The following is a 17,615-nucleotide window of genomic DNA, read 5'->3' on the forward strand; positions in this document are numbered from 1 at the left end:
TATAACTGTCTGTCGTTATTGAATTTTTTACGCTTTTTTTACGCGAACTCCGAATGGGCTTTTGCTAAAGTTTCTGCATCGAATTTTGGTTGATGTACTTTATGTTTGCTCATTGGCGAGATAACACCTTTCTCTTTTCTACTACCGTGATTGTTGGAGCGGTTGTGGTCTCATGGCTGTTAGACCAACTGTTTGGCTCTACAGCCGCAGTCCTGCTGATTTTACAGTTAGCAGTCGTGGTAGTGGCGTTTCAATGCAACTCGCGATTCGCTTATGCGGCGGCGGTGATCGAAGCGTTGAGCTTCAACTTCTTTTTCACGACGCCTCGTTACTCTTTGCAGATGTTTCGTCCGGAAGACATTTTTAATTTAGTCGTGTTTATGGTGGTGGCATTTATCACCAGCACCTTTGCGGATCTTTATCGTCGCCAGCAGGGAGAATTAAAACAAACCAAGCTGCAAAACAGCATCCTGCTATCGGTGTCCCATGACCTACGCACGCCGTTGGCAACCATTATTGGAACACTGACCACACTCAACGAGTACATGCCCAAGCTCAATGACTTAGAGCGCAAAGAATTGCTCGACAGTGCGACTTCAGAAAGCCACCGCTTGCATCAATATATAGAGAACCTCTTACAGGCGACTAAGCTCCAGCACGGCACATTAAAAATTACCAAAAAAGATGAGCCTATTGCGAATATTGTGCGGGATGCGGTTTCTCGTTTGCCGAATTACACCGAGAAAGTATCCATGAATATGGATGATGCCGTTGGCTATTTGTCAGTAAGTCGTTCGCTCATCGAACAAGCGATTTTTAATGTGCTGGATAATGCCATGCGATTTTCACCAGAGAATGAATCTGTCGAGGTTTCACTTTCTAAGCAGGGTTCGTCGTGCGTGATTGATGTTCGGGACATGGGGATTGGCATCAAAGCTGAAGATGCGGAAAAAATATTCAACCTTTTCTATTCCGGTGTGAACAACAAATCGGCCGATTCAGGCACCGGAATGGGACTCGCGGTTGCCAAAGGTATCATCACCGCACACCATGGATATATTCAATCTATGCCAGTATCAGAAGGGACGCTGATCCGCATTCGACTTCCACTCAATCAAGGAGCAGAGCAGGCGTGAGTTACAAAGTTTTAGTTGTGGACGATGAGCCTCGCATTCATACCTTTATTCGAATTTCGCTGTCTGCTGAAGGGTTTGATTACATTGGCGCGAGTACCATTGCAGAAGCCAAAGCGTGTTTCGAAGCACATTCGCCGCACGTAATTCTGCTAGATTTAGGCTTGCCCGACGGCGATGGGGCGGAGTTTCTCACTACGCTTCGTCAGACGTATAAAACGCCAGTGCTAGTGCTGACAGCTCGCGATCAAGAAGAGGAAAAAATCCGCCTTTTAGAAGCGGGCGCGAATGATTACTTGAGCAAGCCTTTTGGCGTAAAAGAGCTCATCGCGCGCATCAAAGTGCTGGTTCGAGATTTGGTGGATGAGCAAACCGTCGCTGATGAGCTGGTGGCTGGCCGAGTCAAAATCATCAAAAGTACTCACCAATTTTGGTTGGATCAGAGGGAAATTCCACTCACCAAGAAAGAGTTTTCTTTCATTGAACAGTTGATTCTCAAGCCGGGAAAACTCATTGAGCAAACTCATTTGCTAGCGGTGATTTGGGGAAAAAGTCATGTCGAAGACACTCACTACTTACGCGTGTTAGTGAGTCAACTACGCAAAAAACTGAACGATAGTGCTGACGAACAGCGGCTATTAAAAACCGAGCCAGGGCTGGGTTATCGTTTAGTGCTTGAGACGTCCAAGCACTACTAAATTCCAAATTTAATCAACGTTAATGCCAAGGTTTAGTGTTGGTTATCGGCACTCGAACAGGATTCGTGTTGCCTATTTTCCGTGACGGAAAACCAGTCTAACCCTTAACGCATTAGCATTTTCTATACATAAAACACAGTTAGGTATTGATATGGCTCACTTTACAGTAATTGGTCTAGGGCGATTTGGCGTTGCCGCCAGCTTAGAACTTATTCATCTTGGACACACCGTAACGGGGGTGGATAGCGACCCGAAAATCGTCGAAAAATACGTCGAAGAGTTAACGCAAGCGGTCATATGTGACGCAACAGACGAAGGTGCACTCAGAGAGTTAGCGTTAGCGAACAGTGATGTGGTGTTGGTGGCGATTGGCGAAGACATGCAAGCCAGTTTGTTGTGTACGCTGGCGCTGAAAAATCTGGGTGTGAAATCTATTTGGGTCAAAGCGAGCACCAAAGCACACCACACCATCGTGTCTAAGCTTGGTGTACAACGCATTATTCATCCGGAAGAGGAGATGGGCGTAAGAGTCGCGCAGGCACTCAACTATCCGATGGTGAACAACTATTTGGAAATGGGGCATGGTTTGTATGTGGTGGAAATCCACGTTAAATCCAATCTGCACGATACGCCGCTTTCTAAGTTGATCAGCCGAGGCAGTTACAACATTCAGCCTATCTTGGTGAAGCGCGAAGAAGCCGTCTACACCAATATCAATGATGAGTTTGTGCTTAATGAGTTCGACACGCTGTTGCTTTGCGGTAGTCGCGCTGAGCTGAAATACGTCGCTCCAAGGTTGGTGTAACATGGTTTTGTGGCATCCCTCTGTTATCCCAATCGAGCGAAAACCCAAAGCGGGCAAAAAATTGTTGGGCGCACCGCCATTAATACTTAGCCTCAGCTTTGCGTGCTTGATCATGCTCGGCACGGTCTTACTCAAACTGCCGATTGCCACCACAGAGCCCATCACTTGGATTCAAAGCCTGTTTACAGCAACATCGGCCATTACGGTGACGGGATTAGTTGTGGTGGACACGGGCACGGCGTTTACGCCTTTTGGGCAAGTGGTTATTGCTTTCCTGATTCAATGTGGTGGCCTAGGTTTGATGACGTTTGCTATCGTGACCTTGCTGGCTCTGGGCGGAAAAATTGGCTTTTTGGAGCGAGCAGTCGCGAGAGAGGCGTTCAACCAGACTGATTCATCGATACTCATTGCCACTGCTAAATCTGTATTGATGTTCGCTCTGCTCGTTGAACTTATTGGTTTCACTATTTTGAGCGTTTATTGGAGTGAAGAGCTGGGCTGGGAAACCAGTTTGTTCCATGGTTTCTTCTACACCATCAGTGCGTTTAACAATGCAGGTTTTGCGTTGAGTGCCGATAGCTTAATGCCTTACGTGGACGACCCGGTCGTTAACTTCACCATTACCAGTTTGTTCATTATTGGTGGTTTAGGCTTCTCGGTTTGGATTGACTTAAAACGCAATCGCCGTTGGCATCGACTCACCGTTTACAGTCGAATGATGATCTTAGGCACGATGATCATTAACGTGGTGGCACTTATCGCGATTTATCTGATTGAATATGACAACCCCAACACGCTTGCCCCGTTGAGCGAAGCAGGGAAATGGTGGGCATCGTGGTTTCAAGCGGTGACGCCAAGAACGGCAGGGTTCAACACTTTAGCTATCGATCAGTTGGAAGATGCCACAACGGCGATCATTCTGGTGTTGATGTTTATCGGCGGTGGATCATTGAGTACGGCAAGTGGCATTAAAGTTGTGACATTTATAGTGTTAGTCTTGGCGACTTACAGCTATTTGCGTCGCGATGAAGCAACCTATGCCTTTCAACGCGAGATTCCCAAAGAGACCATCAGCAAGGCATTGGCGCTGACTCTGATCTCGGTGGGGGTGACTTGGTTTGCCATATTCACGCTGTTACTGACAGAGAAAGCGTCTATGTTAGACATTATGTTCGAAGCGGTCTCGGCACTGGGTACGGTTGGGTTATCGCGAGGCTTAACGGGCAGTTTGTCCGAACCGGGTGAGTTAGTGATCATCTTCATGATGTTTATGGGACGATTAGGGCCTCTTACATTAGCGTACTTCTTAGCCAGTCCAAGAAAGAAAAAAGCGCGTTACGCGAGTACTAAACTGGCAATAGGGTAAATGGGCTAACTCGTACAAAGTGAGCAAAAGGCTAGACAAAAGAGGAGTAACTGCTCCTCTTTTTGTGCTCGTTGTAGCCACGAAACTGTATACGGCAGTCTCTCTCACAACAATTTATGATTCATCTCTATTTTTTATCATTTATAAATTGTCGTTTTTGAGGTGTTGTCCAGAATGGCATTATCCACGTGCAACATAAGATTGCCGGGAATAAAAATAATTACAATACTGCCTTACTGGAAGATACATGAAAATCAAACCCCTCCCACCTTTAAATAGCCTCGTTGCGTTTGAAGCGTCGGCGCGGCACTTGAGTTTTACGTTAGCCGCTGACGAGCTAAACGTGACCCAAGGTGCTATCAGTCGCCAAATTAGACAATTAGAAGAATACTTAGGCAAGGCTATGTTCACGCGAGCCAATCGAAGCATTAATTTAACGCCTACAGGTCTTCAATATTATCAAGCAGTCAGCCAATCTTTGCTCGATATTGCTCAAATCACGGGTGAAGTGAAGAAGTGGCAGGGCGAACAAAAGATCACGGTTGCGACGACAAATGCAATGGCAGCCTTGTGGTTGTTGCCTAAGGTTGCTCAATTTCAAAATGAACATGATGACATCGATATAAGAATATTGGCCTCAGATAATGTGTTGGACTTACGCCGATTAGATTGCGATCTCGCCTTGTTTTATTGTCGCACTCCACCTGCGGAAATGGATGTGACAACGCTATTTTCAGAAGAAGTATTCCCTGTGTGTAGCCCGCTTTATTTAGAGAAAATCGGCCAGCCTAGTAAGCCAGAAGAAATCTTCAATAAAACGTTACTCTATCTGGAAGAGTCTCAAAGAGATTGGGTGAATTGGGAGCAGTGGTTTGCGAGTGTAGGATTGCCAAATATTTCGCCTCGTAATCGCATGAACATCAATAACTATCCAATGCTGTTACAAGCGGCAATTAATGGTCAGGGAATCGCGTTAGCCTGGGGGTCATTAGTGGACGACTATTTACAAAGCGGTGCTTTAGTTAGGCCAGTCGAACACGTGCTTTCAACACCTTCCAATTTCTCTATGCTTGAACCTAAAAATAGAGGTTTAATCCCAGCAAGCGTCAAGCGTTTTAGAGAGTGGCTTTTGCAACAGTTGCCAGATGAGGTGGGTGATCGAGGTTTAGCCTAAATCAATAAGCAGAGAAAATAACAGAGTTTGGTCATGTTAAAAAGCGGGAGTACCAGTTCCCGCTTTGTTTTAATTGATTGATGAAACGACGCACTAACTTAGTACTGGTCCCTGATTGAGTGTGGAATCATCTTTTAGTGAGGATGTTGAAGCGATAGGCTCGGAAACCACTGTTTTGCTTTCAACAAGCGGTTCAACAGGACCATCAAGTTTCTCTTGCTCTGGGTGAACGTGCTCTGGAAGCATTGCCCATGGCTTAGGTTCGCGTCGAATACTATGAAACAGCGTTAAGCTCATCACTGCGATAAAAATGGCGATAGGGAAACCGGCAATAATGGAGGCCGTTTGCATTGCTTTTAACCCTCCTGCGTATAGAAGTACTCCCGCAATGGCTGCGATCATGATCCCCCACAATACGCGTATAGAGGTAGGAGGCTCACTGTGCCCAGCGGCATCGAGGGTACATAGAACCAAGGTACCCGAGTCTGCGGAGGTAATGAAATAAGTACCGAGTAATAGACACGCAAGCACGCTAAGTAGTTTACCAAACATACCTGTATCTAGATTGTCGAATAGCGTAAACAAAGCGCGTGTCGTATCGGCTTTAGTCGCTTCAAGAATCGGGCCGCCAGAAAAATCCGCAGGTGGTGTTTGTTTGGTTTCTTGTGCCGCAGTGACTTGCTCTTGATGAGCAACACGAGCGTCTTGCTCTACCTTCAACGCTGCACCACCAAATACTGAAATCCATAAAAACGTGATCAGCGTGGGTACGATGAGAGCACCGCCGATAAGTTCACGTATTGTGCGTCCTTTAGAGATACGAGCCACAAACATGCCAACGAAAGGTGCCCAAGTCATCCACCAAGGCCAGTAATAAGCCGTCCACCAGTTTTGCCAGCCAGAGTCATTCTGTGCATCGCTCCATAAGCTCATACCGACAATGTTTTGTGCATAAAGCCCTGTGCTTTCAAGTAGCGTATTTAAGATATAGCGAGTTGGACCAATGTAAAGTACGACTAGCACGAGTGCGAGTGAAAGCAGCATGTTCCATTCTGATAAACGGCGAATACCTTTTCCTACACCAGATAGCACCGACGCAACCGCACAAGTACAAAGGGAAACGATAATAAAGAGTTGAATCCCCAAACTAATTTCTAGACCAAAGGCTTGATTCAAACCAGAGTTTATTTGGATAACTCCCATCCCCAAGGTTTGAGAGATACCGAAAGCAGTCACCGCGACTGTTAGGATATCAACCGTGTGCCCGATAGGCCCATAAATACGATCACCAATCAAAGGGTACAAGATAGAGCGTAGGGTAAAAGGCAGATCTTTACGGTAGGAAAAGTAAGCTAATGCGAGTGCAACAATGATAAAGACAGACCAAGGATGTAGACCCCAGTGAAAGAATGTCAGTTTCATTGATGTTGTTGCGGCTTCATTGGTCAGGCCTTGAGTAAATGGGTTGTCAGCGTAATGCCACATCGGTTCGGCGACCGACCAGAAAATCAAGCCTATCCCCATGCCTCCGGAAAAAAGCATGGATACCCAAGACAAATAACTAAACTCTGGTTTTTCGTCATCTTTACTCAAACGAATATGCCCATATCGACTAACCATAAGGTAAAGAAGAAAACCGACAACGAGTGAAACAAGTCCGATGTAAAACCACTTCATATTCTGTAGCAAAATGCCGGAAATCGTTTCGAAGTATTGGCCCGCTTGATTGGCGAGAATGGCGCAGAAAAGTACAAAACCGATAACGACGATCTTTGATGCGATTGTCACAGTCGGATTGAGTCCTTTCAATATCCCAGATGTTGCTCTCATAGGCATCCCTCACAGTGCGTTTGTTTTAATGTTATTGTTTGTTGCGTTATTGTTAATTTTTGAAAGAGAGTAGAGAGAGGGCTTTTGTGTTTCAACTGATTAATACTCATCGGTTAATGAGTATTAATCATGACAAGAAGATCATTGTTAATTAAAAGGTTATTTTTTTGTTCGAGATCAATGCATGAATGACAAAAACTCATCCAAGCCCGGCGAAAAAGTCGTTTGTTTGTTGCCGGGTTGTTAATCAAGATTATCTCCACTAACACAACACGATGTTGTACGCACTGGATGCAACTCGACTCTCGGAGATAAGAATATGAGCAATGTCAACCAAACCATTATTCCTGTTGAACTTGTTGATAATGTACTGAACCCAATCAGTGAAGCAACAGGAATGCCGAATCAGGCCTACACCAGCGAAGAGTATTTTACTTTTGAGCGTGATCAGGTGTTTGGTAACACTTGGGTATGTATTGGTTTTGCATCAGACCTGCTTAGAAATGGTTATGTAATGCCACTTGATTTCATGAATCTTCCACTACTCATGATGAGAAATCGTCAAGGTGAAGTCCAAGTCTTCCACAACGTGTGTAGCCACCGAGGTATGAAGCTGGTTCATGAGGCAGGCGAAGTTCAAGGCATGATTCGCTGTCCTTACCATTCATGGACGTACGATCTTGACGGCAATCTAAAAGGCACACCACACATCGGTGGTATCGCAAAACACAAAGATGACCGATTTAAGTGTGAAAAGCACGGCCTTAAGCCACTTCGTTCAGCCGTTTGGATGGACATGGTATTCGTCAACTTATCGGGCAATGCAGAAAGCTTTGAAGAGCATATCGCGCCGCTAGAGCAACGTTGGCAGCAATTCTTAGGTGAAGAAGGATTAGGGCTTCTTCGCCGCGTGAACATGGGTGGCAACTTAGAGATAGAAGTGAAAAGTAACTGGAAGCTTGCCGTAGAAAACTACTGTGAAGCTTACCACTTACCTTGGGTGCATCCGAGTTTGAACAGTTATTCTCGCCTAGAGGATCACTACAACATCATGTTTGCAGAGCGTTTTGCTGGCCAAGGTAGTCTCGCATACAACCTCTCTGATACTGCAGGAACACACTTACCTAAATTTCCAAGCTGGCCAGAAGATAAACTGCGTCATGCAGAATATGTTGCACTCTTTCCAAACGTGTTGCTTGGTATTCAAGCCGATCATGCCTTTGCAATGATGATTGAACCAATCACTGCGAATAAAAGTGTTGAGCACCTACGTGTTTTCTATGTGGGTGATGAAGCAACGAAAGATGAGTTCGCTGCGTGCCGTACTGCTACCGTTGAGTCATGGCGAGTCGTATTCGGCGAAGATATTGGAGCGGTCGAGGGCATGCAGGAAGGTCGTTACTCACCTGGCTTTGGTGGTGGTGTGTTCTCACCAGAAATGGATGTTCCGACGCATTTCTTTCAAACCTGGTTGGCAAAGCAAGTGAAAGCGGCACTGGAGCAGTAATATGATGCATTACCTTAATTATATTGATGGTGAGTGGTGCGATTCAGAGCAAGCGCTGACCGTCATTAACCCTGGCACAGCCGAAGCGTATGCGACGATTGCAGAAGCCACTATCACCGATGCCGACCGCGCAATGGCAGCGGCACGTCGAGTGGTCAAGCAAGGTCTTCTTTCGGACGTTCGTCCAGCCGTCAGAACCGAGTGGATGTTAAAAGCCTCCGCGGCTATTCGTGAAATGGTTGATGAAGGTGGGTTAGTTGCCTGCCGTGAAAATGGGAAATCTTTGCAAGATGCCAAAGATGAGTTTTTAGAATCGGCACGTTACTTCGAATACTACGCTGGCATGGCCGACAAGCTGGAAGGCACGTCAATTCCATTGGGTAAAGATTATGTCGATTTCACCCAATATGTGCCGTTTGGTGTGTCAGTGCAGATTGTGCCGTGGAATTTCCCAGTTTCTATTTGTGCACGCTCATTAGCACCTGCATTAGCTGCTGGTAACGCAGTGGTGATCAAATCGCCAGAGATTTCCCCACTCGCTATGACGTTGTTGATTAAAGCGATTGAAAAAGCGGGCTTCCCAAAAGGCACGATTAACTTGCTATGTGGCAAAGGCTCAGTCGTTGGCAGTCATTTGGTGCAGCATCAAGACGTTGATCAAATTGTCTTTACAGGTTCTGTGCCGACCGGCCAACGCATACTGAAAGATTCAGCGCAACGCGCCACACCATCTGTGATGGAGCTGGGTGGTAAATCGGCCGCTATCGCACTGAAAGATGTGAGTCTCGAAACGCTTTTACAAAGCGTTCAAGTCGGTATTTTCTTTAACGCTGGTCAAGTTTGTTCGGCAATGTCTCGTTTGCTAATTCAAAAAGAGCGTTATGAAGAAGTAAAAGCGGCGGTAGTGGAAATGGCAAAAAGCCTAACTATTGGTCAAGGCGAAAGCCAGCCGGACATCACACCGTTGGTATCGGCTGATCAACAAGCACGCGTGCTTGAAATGATAGAACAAGCAAAAGCCGACGGCGCGAACATCCTAACGGGTGGGTACGCCCCTGATTTGTCAGGTTACTTTGTGGCACCGACGGTGATTGAAGCCTCACCAGATATGCGTATTGCTCAAGAAGAAGTGTTTGGCCCTGTACTGGTAATTACACCGTTTGAAACCGAGCAAGAGGCCGTTGAAATCGCGAATGGCACCGATTTTGGCCTGGTCGCTGGTGTCTTTGGTGAAAGCCTAAACCAAACATTGCGTGTGGCACAGCAACTGCGTGGTGGACAAGTGTTCATCAATGAATGGTTTGCTGGTGGCATCGAAACACCATTTGGTGGCGTGGGCTTGTCCGGGTTTGGGCGAGAAAAAGGACAAGAAGCGATTTATAGCTACGTCCAGACACGCAATATTGCCATTCGTTTGCAGTAAGACAGCAACGTATAGCTACCGTGTAACTGTATTTTCATCACCTCGTACCGGCTTGGATTTCAGACCACAAGCTAGGGCGAGGTTGATGGAATAACAACAAATCTGACAGCGGTTTGTAAACACGGAAATTCTGAACAAGGTAGTTGGAGTATAAGTGATGAGAAAGTGGCTCTGTATTATTTGCGGCTTAATCTATGATGAAGCACAAGGTTGGCCATCCGATGGCATTGCACCAGGAACAGCATGGGAAGATGTGCCGGATGATTGGTTATGCCCCGATTGTTTAGTGGGTAAGGCCGATTTTGAAATGATCGAAATCACCGACGATGCGCCAGTAGAAGAGGTCGTGGCAGTGTCTTCGGTATCGGTAGGATCGTCTGTTCAGCCAAATACGGCTCAGCCACTTCCATCTGAAGTCACTCAACCTATATTTTCAGCTGACCCTATCGTTATCATCGGCAGTGGCCACAGTGGTTACCAGTTGGCAGCGGCACTTAGAGCACAATCTGAAACGGTTCCGATCACTGTCTTTACCGCTGATGATGGCGCACTGTACAGCAAGCCTGCCTTGTCTAATGCACTGGTCATGAATAAAGACGGCGACGCGCTACAAAGTGAGAGCGCGTTGGAGTGGGAAAGCCGTCTCAACATCCGAGTTTACCCGCATACCCGTGTTGAACAGATCGATCGTGCCAATTCAACGTTACATACCTCCATCGGTAAATACGCCTACAGCCGCTTGGTACTGGCAACAGGTGCATCACCGATTGAAATCCCAATTGAGGGCGATCGCTCTTGGGTTATGAGTGTGAACGACTTAGTTGATTACCGCCGTTTCAGGGCGGAGCTGCAAGACAAAAAGCGCATCGCGATCCTAGGTGATGGCTTAATTGGCTGTGAGTTCGCAAATGATCTGATCGAAAGCGGTTATGAAGTAACAGTTATCGGGTTGGGTCAATGGCCAATGGAGCGTTTGATCCCGCAACAGTTGGGTGAATCATTACAAAGCGCACTTGCCGATCGAGGCGTGCAATGGGCTCTACAAGACAGTATCGCCAGAATCGAGCCAAGGTCCGAATCAAGCGCGGTTTTGCATCTAAACAGTGGCAAGCAGATTGAAGCAGACCTAGTGCTAAGCGCGGTTGGACTCAAGCCAAATGTTTCTCTGGCTGAGCGCGCGGGGCTTGAAGTAGGCCGGGGCATTAAAGTGAATCAATTCGGCCAGACGAGTGATGAGAATATTTACTCGCTAGGTGATTGTGTTGAAACTGATCACGGGTGGCAGCCCTATATTGCGCCGATTAATCAAATGATCCCTTCTGTAGCGAAAAGCTTGCTAGGCGATGTCGCCCCTATCTCGTTAACACCAACTCCAGTGATTGTAAAAACGCCGATTCTTCCACTCACGATTTTCCCGGTAGCCGCTGAAGAACAGGGACAATGGTACATCGAGACCCAAGCAGATGAATTGACCGCTGCGTTTTATTCACCAGAAGGAGCAATGCTCGGTTTTTCGTTGCTAGGAAGAAAAGTACAGTCATTACGCGGCCCTTGGCTAGATCAATTGTCATTGAAACTGTCAGCAGCGTAGCGGAGAAAAAAGATGATTCATTTACCCAATGATGACGTGACGTGTGGTTGGTACCATGCGTTGCCAAGTATTCCAGAAAAATCGGCGTTAAAAGGTAAACAAAGTGCTGACTATGCCGTGTTAGGTGCCGGTTTCGCAGGCCTAGCTATGGCAAGACGTTTAGCTGAACTTATGCCTAATGCACGAATTATACTGATTGATGCGCAACGTATCGGCCAAGGGGCTTCAGGAAGAAATTCGGGCTTTGTTATCGATTTGCCTCATAAGTTTTCACTTGAGCATCCCGACCCTGAGCACAAACAAAAGTTATTGTCGCTCAACCGTTCTGCGATTGCTCAGCTAAACACTTTAGTGTCGAAGCACAGTATTTCTTGTCAGTGGTCAGCAAAGGGCAAATATCAAGGAGCCGTAGGGGCGCGCGGTGAAGCGTATCTCGATCACTTTGAGCACCTAATGAAAGACCTTGGCGAACCATACTTCCATGTTAATGGCAGTGAGCTGGCGAAAGTCTTGGGAACCAACTACTACAGCCGCGCAATTTACACGCCAGGTGGTTATTTAATGCAACCTGCTGCTTTGGTGCGTGGGCTAGGGGAAAGCCTTCCAGAGAACGTCGAGGTGTTAGAGAACTCGCCAATCCGCAAGCTCAGCAAAGAAAACGGTTGCTGGGTATTACATGGAGATAGTGGCTCTGTTGAAACCCCTGAACTGCTGCTTGGGACCAGCATTTTTACTCGGGAGTTTGGTTATCTTAAAAACAGACTACTTCCAGTGATGACGTTTGCAAGCTGGACGCGTCCATTAACCGACGCAGAAATGCAACGATACGGAGGTGAGCTGAATTGGGGGTTAACTCCAGCTGATCATGCGGGAACGACGTTACGTATGACCGCCGATCGACGTATTTTGATCCGCAATACTTACAAACACGTGCCGAAATATGGCTCAAGCATGAACGATAAAGTCAGAGAACAAATTCGCGACGATCATCGTCAGGTCTTTCTGGCGCGTTATCCCGAGCTGGCCGACGTACCATTTACTCACACATGGGGTGGGGTGTATGCCATCTCTCGTAACTTTACTAACTTTTTCGGTCAATTAGATGAAGGTGTTTATGCCAGCGCTTGTGACAATGGTGTTGGTGCTGCGTGGGGAACCATTTCTGGAACACTGTTAGCTGACTATGTCGTTGGTGCGACATCTAAATCATTGGATGACATACAGCAAGTGACAGGAATGCCTTGTTTGAATCCGCCAGAGCCTTTTTTAGGTTTGGGAGTAAAAACGCGTATCCAATTAGCAAAATGGCAAAGCCGGAGTGAATTATGAAGCAAGTCAAACTTGTTGATAGTAAAAGTCTAGATTTCAATGTTCGTGGTGATACGCCGGGAATGGCGTATGTTGCCAGGGCGTTAAGCCCAGAAATTTCACCAAACATTGGTGTAGGCTTTGCTAAATGGGAAGGCGCTAAAGTGGCTTGGACAGTGCTTTATGATGAAGTTGTTTTTGTGATTGAAGGCTGTTTTGAGCTGACCGCAAATGGTGAGACACATTTTGTGCACCCAGGTCAGATGCTTTGGATACCGGAAGGAACTGAATTGGTTTATGGTGGGCATGCTCTGTTCGGCTATGTGGTTCATCCAGGAAACTGGAAAGAGTTACATGGTATTGAATGACTTTTATCATTTAGTAGTGTCTCGGAAAGGCAAAACAAAAATCCGATTTTTACCCATGAGTTTTCGTAAAAGAACTTAATCTCAATGGAGCAAGGGTTTCTTACTTGCTATGTTTCTTGGTCACGTTTCCAGACGTGTTAGACCTTTCTCAATTGCTATTTTATCTATCAAAAAGGGAAGCCTTGGCTTCCCTATAATGAGTCTTCTTTTGGCTTGGCTAAATCTTTTATTTTAGCTCAAATTTACCCTGCATGATTGCCCAGTGACCCGGGAATGAACAGAAGAATGAATAGTCACCGCCGGCTTTCATTTTCTCAGTACTGAACGTAATGCTGGTGCTTTCACCGCCACCAATTACTTTTGTGTGAGCGTAGACGCGATCATCATTTGGTTTTACGTAGTTATTTTCTGCTCCAGCTGCCATGCCATCAGTACCGACTGCTTGTAGGTTGGCTGTGTCAGAGATGACCACGTTGTGACCCATCGATTGCGCTGGCATCTTACCTGTGTGATTAAGCGTCAGTTTTACCTCTTTACAAGTGGCTGGTACGCTCAATGTTTTAGTAGAAAACTGCATCATATCGTTAGCATCTAATGACACTTCACACTCGGCACTGGCTTGGGCACCAAAGCTCATTCCTACTAATGCGAAGGTTGTTGCTAATAAACGTAAAGACATATAACACTCTCCATTTTGTATTTTAGGCTGACTTGGATTGATCTTATCCAATAGTTCTCATTATCAGCCAATTTTCACTCCAAAAACGTGCTTCAATCGGTATATTGACGTTTTGTTGCAAGCTTGTACTGGTCAGTTCCGCTATTTGATCACTCAAATGCCTTATTTCATGCGATTGCGTGAGTTAAATCAAAAGTCGTGATTAGCCAGAGTTAAGGTGAAAATAATCTCTCTAAACGGGTGGCAGAATTGTTTGGTTTTACGGTATTGGAGAGGTTTCAAGAAAGAAGCTCAGCTAAATTGCTGAGCTTCTAGAGAACAGACGACAAGTAGACCTAGCGAGTTTGTTTTAACGCATGCAACACATCATGCAGTGAAGGTGCGACAGTATGGCCTAATTGCTTTATTTCGTCACAAGGCTCAACCAAATCAGGAATTTGATAAGTGATCATGTTCGCTGCTACCGCAGCACGTACGCCATTATTTGAATCTTCAAAGGCGAGACATTTGGTTGGATCTACGCTTAGACGACTTGCTGCAAGCAGGTAGATCTCTGGATCAGGTTTGCCGTGTGACACTTCACAGCCTGTCGTTAAGTTGTCGAAATACTTGCTTAGGCCCGCTAACTCCAACTTCTTCTGTGCCACTTCTTTTGCTGTAGAAGTGGCGACTGCAATTGGCAACCCTTGGCCTTTCAACCACTCAAGCAGCTCAATCACCCCTTCTTTTACCGGTATCGCTTGGTGCTTAACCACAGCGTCGTAACGGTCGCGCCACTCTTGGTGTAAGCGGTCAAGATCATCCCCATAAGCTTTACGAAAAATCACTTCAATGCCCGCTGCATTGCGACCAATGATTGAAAGGTAAACATCTTTATAGAAGGGTAGGTTCTGGGCTTCACATGCTTCTTGGAAAATATGCATACAGACGCGCTCAGTATCAAGGAGCAAACCATCCATATCAAAAATAGCAGCTTGGTAGTTCATTACATTAAGACTTTTTGGTTGGGATGGCGCATTTTGACACAAGCAGATCGGTTTTTCTTCTAAAAATTAGAACTTGATTTTGATCCTATGAGTTCACATTGCCTCTGAACACACTATACACAGAGTCTATAAACTAGGTGTGAAATATAATGTTTTTAAAATTAGAAAAATTTCAGTTAAATAGATAAAACTCTAGCTTATATTAAGCTAGAGTTTTATTAATATTCTATTGTTATTTTAACTATTGGATAATTTATTAATAGTTAAAATTAATAATAAAATAATACCAAATCACGATTGTTTACGACTGCATGAGTGTACCAGCTCTTGACTTCAGATATTTGTTGCTCTGATAAGCCTCCGAAGTCAACGTTATCTTGGTGAATATCTTGATTTTTTATCATAAAAACAACAGGGAAATCGTCAGGGAATGGGAATTTTATAGGATAATCGGTATTAGTGAATGGAATATCGCAGAAATCGTTTACATCGCAAGGATACCAAGAGTTATTGGATAAGTAATAACCAGTTATCTTACATATAGCTTCAAGCAAGTAAGCATAGGCGTAACCCAAGTGACTGTATTTTATCTCTTCAGACAACATTTGCATAAGAAGCTCTTCAGCTCGGATGCTTTCGCCACTACTTTCCAGCATTTCATTAATCACTTTAAAGGAGTCTTGACACCTTTCCATGATGGCTTTTTCTAGCTCTGGATTACGCTCATTCTTTAGTACGTTAAAAACCTTTTCAGTATCTAATGAATATACTGTCGCCCCATATCCCATATTTTTATTCTCCTCACTTTTATACAGTTAAATTCATTTAAGTGTTTTTATCGAAGGGATTATATTTTGATGTTTTTTGAAGGTAAAGTGTATACATAGAGGTTGTATTTATTATGATGAACTTTGAAAGTTTAGATTCTTAAAATAAATACTATATATTTAATTTTATTAGATCTGGCTCATAAAAATACCTTAACTATTATTGTGTTTATTGTTAAGGGTTATTAAATCTGTGAGGTGGTTCAAGACAATAAAATTTAGAAGAAAATACCGTCAAACTTAGGTGGCTATTCTATCTGAGCACTCAGCTCACTACTTATAGTGGGCTGAGTGAGCGGTTGGGCATCGGCTCTTTATTTGGCGATGAATATGCCATATTAGGTGATATTCGTTAGTGTCTATTTTATCCCCAGCCGTTTTGCTAATCGGTGCAAATTGCCGTTATCTAATTCAAGCTGACGTGCCGTTGCTGCCCAGTTGCCTTGGTTTTTTTCCAGAGCTCGAACAATCATCGCTTTTTGGAAGGCGTCTGTGGCAGGCTTTAATCCGCCTTCTGGTAGCTCAAGCCGAGATTTTTGTTCCGTTTTTTCAACGTTCTTGATGTTCTGATTCGGCGTTCGAATATCAAAATCTTGCTCAACTAACTCAATGTCCATGGCGTGAGTACGCGCCTTTGCCAAAACACCAGCACGTTTAATGACATGTTCAAGCTCTCGCACGTTGCCTGGCCATGAATAGTCTTTGAGTGCCTGCACCAAAGTGGGAGACAAACGAATGCTGTTCAATCCCAATTTGCTTCTTAAGCGTTCGGCGAAAAAGCCCGCTAACAACACCACATCGTCTTCACGTTCACGAAGAGGTGGAACATGAAGCGGGAAGACGCTTAGGCGGTGATATAAGTCGGCTCGGAAGCGACCAGCAGTCACTTCTTCATGCAATATACGATTGGTGGCGGCGACAATGCGTGTGTTGACTCGAATATGGCGGTCATCACCCACACGTTGGATGTCGCCGTATTGAAGGGCTCGAAGTAACTTGGCTTGCAGCTCTAACGACAGTTCCCCGACTTCATCCAAAAACAGTGTGCCGCCGTCGGCTTGTTCGAACTTACCCTTTCGATTACTGATTGCGCCTGTAAAAGCCCCTTTGATATGGCCGAACAACTCGCTTTCCGCGACTGATTCCGGCAGCGCCGCACAGTTGAGGTAAACCAAAGTATTGCTAGAGCGACTAGAGCGATGGTGAATAGCGCTCGCAACCAACTCTTTACCCACGCCCGTTTCTCCCATCACTAGCACAGACAATTCAGTATCGGCGACTGCATCAATCTGCTCTTGAAGATTTTTCATGCCCACAGAGTTACCAATGATTTCATTACTTAAGGTGCGTTTCTCGGCGTAAGAGTCGCGTGGCAGGCTCGCTTGTGTCTCTAGCTGTTCTAGTAGGAGTGCAGTGTGTAAGCCACCTGCTGCCAACGCGCTGACAAAACGTAACTCTTGGTTGCGTAGCCCATCAAATTGATTGGGGTCGAAGGCGTCAATCGTAATGGCACCAATCAGTTGATCGTCGATCAGCAGAGGTAAACCAATGCAGGAATGGACATGCAGTTTGTCATCGTGGTTTGGAATCAAGCCATCGTATGGATCAGGTAAGTCGCTGTCGGAGGGAAAGCGCACGATATCGCCTGCTCGGGCAATGGCTTCTAATCTTGGGTGCTGCTCAATGGAGAAACGGCGTCCAAGGACCTCTTTCGCCAATCCATTGATCGCTAAAGGTTTAAAGTGCTGGTCTTCATACAAAAGAAGGGCAGAAGAGTCACACTTCAATACCTCTCGAATTGTGGTTAATAACGTGTCAAAGCGAGCCTGTTGAGTGAGCGCCGAGTTAAGGTCTTGCGTGATGTGTAGCCATTGCGCGATTAAAGAAGTCATAGCCAATACCGATTGTGTCTATATGACT

General features: G+C 45.5%; 15 protein-coding genes and 1 pseudogene. 11 read left to right on the forward strand and 5 right to left on the reverse strand.

Annotated features, from left to right (window positions below; all coding sequences use genetic code 11):
• Positions 1-101: 101 nt before the first annotated feature.
• The 5 genes from R7070_RS08685 (at position 102) to R7070_RS08705 (ending at position 5,176) form a co-directional block, all read left to right on the forward strand.
• Entirely contained in the window at positions 102-1,136 is a 1,035-nt protein-coding gene (locus tag R7070_RS08685) for a DUF4118 domain-containing protein (RefSeq protein WP_256900732.1), read from the forward strand.
• Positions 1,133-1,831 carry a response regulator transcription factor gene (locus R7070_RS08690; protein ID WP_256900733.1) on the forward strand — a complete coding sequence of 233 codons (699 nt, stop codon included), beginning with the start codon at positions 1,133-1,135 and terminating at the stop codon, positions 1,829-1,831. The genes R7070_RS08685 and R7070_RS08690 overlap by 4 nt, the downstream gene beginning before the upstream one ends.
• A gap of 151 nt (positions 1,832-1,982) precedes the next feature.
• Positions 1,983-2,636, forward strand: a complete 654-nt coding sequence (locus tag R7070_RS08695; protein ID WP_005375180.1) for a potassium channel family protein — start codon at positions 1,983-1,985, stop codon at positions 2,634-2,636.
• Position 2,637: 1 nt separating this feature from the next.
• Entirely contained in the window at positions 2,638-4,002 is a 1,365-nt protein-coding gene (locus R7070_RS08700) for a TrkH family potassium uptake protein (protein ID WP_115386781.1), read from the forward strand.
• 247 nt (positions 4,003-4,249) lie between these two features.
• Complete coding sequence (locus tag R7070_RS08705) at positions 4,250-5,176, forward strand: LysR substrate-binding domain-containing protein (protein WP_115386780.1); 927 nt, start codon at positions 4,250-4,252, stop codon at positions 5,174-5,176.
• 93 nt (positions 5,177-5,269) lie between these two features.
• Here the strand turns inward: R7070_RS08705 and R7070_RS08710 are convergent, their stop codons facing one another.
• Complete coding sequence (locus R7070_RS08710; RefSeq protein WP_115386779.1) at positions 5,270-7,006, reverse strand: BCCT family transporter; 1,737 nt, start codon at positions 7,004-7,006, stop codon at positions 5,270-5,272.
• Between the two features lie 319 nt (positions 7,007-7,325).
• Here R7070_RS08710 and R7070_RS08715 point away from each other — a divergent pair, with 319 nt between their 5' ends.
• From R7070_RS08715 to R7070_RS08740, 6 genes and pseudogenes are all read left to right on the forward strand, one after another.
• Positions 7,326-8,513, forward strand: coding sequence for an aromatic ring-hydroxylating oxygenase subunit alpha (locus R7070_RS08715; protein ID WP_005375185.1), 1,188 nt, complete (start codon positions 7,326-7,328; stop codon positions 8,511-8,513).
• 1 nt (position 8,514) lies between these two features.
• Positions 8,515-9,936, forward strand: coding sequence for an aldehyde dehydrogenase family protein (locus R7070_RS08720; protein WP_005375192.1), 1,422 nt, complete (start codon positions 8,515-8,517; stop codon positions 9,934-9,936).
• A 157-nt stretch (positions 9,937-10,093) separates the two neighbouring features.
• Positions 10,094-10,255: pseudogene (locus R7070_RS08725) on the forward strand (rubredoxin); the annotation flags it as partial.
• Complete coding sequence (locus R7070_RS08730) at positions 10,244-11,527, forward strand: NAD(P)/FAD-dependent oxidoreductase (RefSeq protein WP_256900734.1); 1,284 nt, start codon at positions 10,244-10,246, stop codon at positions 11,525-11,527. The pseudogene R7070_RS08725 and the gene R7070_RS08730, both read left to right, overlap by 12 nt.
• Positions 11,528-11,539: 12 nt before the next feature.
• Positions 11,540-12,856 carry an NAD(P)/FAD-dependent oxidoreductase gene (locus R7070_RS08735; protein WP_005385877.1) on the forward strand — a complete coding sequence of 439 codons (1,317 nt, stop codon included), beginning with the start codon at positions 11,540-11,542 and terminating at the stop codon, positions 12,854-12,856.
• Positions 12,853-13,203 carry an ethanolamine utilization protein EutQ gene (locus tag R7070_RS08740; RefSeq protein WP_005385875.1) on the forward strand — a complete coding sequence of 117 codons (351 nt, stop codon included), beginning with the start codon at positions 12,853-12,855 and terminating at the stop codon, positions 13,201-13,203. Before R7070_RS08735 ends, R7070_RS08740 begins: the two co-directional genes overlap by 4 nt.
• 226 nt (positions 13,204-13,429) lie before the next feature.
• Here the strand turns inward: R7070_RS08740 and azu are convergent, their stop codons facing one another.
• The 4 genes from azu to norR form a co-directional block, all read right to left on the reverse strand.
• Complete coding sequence (gene azu, locus R7070_RS08745; RefSeq protein ID WP_005375211.1) at positions 13,430-13,882, reverse strand: azurin; 453 nt, start codon at positions 13,880-13,882, stop codon at positions 13,430-13,432.
• 335 nt (positions 13,883-14,217) lie between these two features.
• Positions 14,218-14,868, reverse strand: a complete 651-nt coding sequence (locus R7070_RS08750) for an HAD family hydrolase (protein ID WP_053307895.1) — start codon at positions 14,866-14,868, stop codon at positions 14,218-14,220.
• Between the two features lie 269 nt (positions 14,869-15,137).
• Positions 15,138-15,656: a hypothetical protein gene (locus R7070_RS08755; protein WP_005375218.1), complete on the reverse strand. Its 519-nt coding sequence runs from the start codon at positions 15,654-15,656 to the stop codon at positions 15,138-15,140.
• Positions 15,657-16,054: 398 nt separating this feature from the next.
• Positions 16,055-17,587 (reverse strand): nitric oxide reductase transcriptional regulator NorR, encoded by a 1,533-nt coding sequence (gene norR / locus R7070_RS08760; protein ID WP_033906752.1) that lies wholly within the window; start codon positions 17,585-17,587, stop codon positions 16,055-16,057.
• Between the last annotated feature and the right edge of the window lie 28 nt (positions 17,588-17,615).

Source organism: Vibrio sp. 1557, assembly GCF_033340175.1.
Lineage (GTDB): Bacteria > Pseudomonadota > Gammaproteobacteria > Enterobacterales > Vibrionaceae > Vibrio > Vibrio alginolyticus.

What these genes read in the sequence shown, in the direction of transcription:
- R7070_RS08700 (WP_115386781.1), top strand. Translation starts at nt 2,638, where the DNA reads ATGGTTTTGTGGCATCCCTCTGTTATCCCAATCGAGCGAAAACCCAAA.
- R7070_RS08755 (WP_005375218.1), bottom strand. Translation starts at nt 15,656, where the DNA reads ATGGGATATGGGGCGACAGTATATTCATTAGATACTGAAAAGGTTTTT.
- R7070_RS08735 (WP_005385877.1), top strand. Translation starts at nt 11,540, where the DNA reads ATGATTCATTTACCCAATGATGACGTGACGTGTGGTTGGTACCATGCG.
- R7070_RS08705 (WP_115386780.1), top strand. Translation starts at nt 4,250, where the DNA reads ATGAAAATCAAACCCCTCCCACCTTTAAATAGCCTCGTTGCGTTTGAA.
- azu (WP_005375211.1), bottom strand. Translation starts at nt 13,882, where the DNA reads ATGTCTTTACGTTTATTAGCAACAACCTTCGCATTAGTAGGAATGAGC.
- R7070_RS08740 (WP_005385875.1), top strand. Translation starts at nt 12,853, where the DNA reads ATGAAGCAAGTCAAACTTGTTGATAGTAAAAGTCTAGATTTCAATGTT.
- R7070_RS08695 (WP_005375180.1), top strand. Translation starts at nt 1,983, where the DNA reads ATGGCTCACTTTACAGTAATTGGTCTAGGGCGATTTGGCGTTGCCGCC.
- R7070_RS08750 (WP_053307895.1), bottom strand. Translation starts at nt 14,868, where the DNA reads ATGAACTACCAAGCTGCTATTTTTGATATGGATGGTTTGCTCCTTGAT.
- norR (WP_033906752.1), bottom strand. Translation starts at nt 17,587, where the DNA reads ATGACTTCTTTAATCGCGCAATGGCTACACATCACGCAAGACCTTAAC.
- R7070_RS08715 (WP_005375185.1), top strand. Translation starts at nt 7,326, where the DNA reads ATGAGCAATGTCAACCAAACCATTATTCCTGTTGAACTTGTTGATAAT.
- R7070_RS08720 (WP_005375192.1), top strand. Translation starts at nt 8,515, where the DNA reads ATGATGCATTACCTTAATTATATTGATGGTGAGTGGTGCGATTCAGAG.
- R7070_RS08685 (WP_256900732.1), top strand. Translation starts at nt 102, where the DNA reads ATGTTTGCTCATTGGCGAGATAACACCTTTCTCTTTTCTACTACCGTG.
- R7070_RS08710 (WP_115386779.1), bottom strand. Translation starts at nt 7,006, where the DNA reads ATGAGAGCAACATCTGGGATATTGAAAGGACTCAATCCGACTGTGACA.
- R7070_RS08730 (WP_256900734.1), top strand. Translation starts at nt 10,244, where the DNA reads ATGATCGAAATCACCGACGATGCGCCAGTAGAAGAGGTCGTGGCAGTG.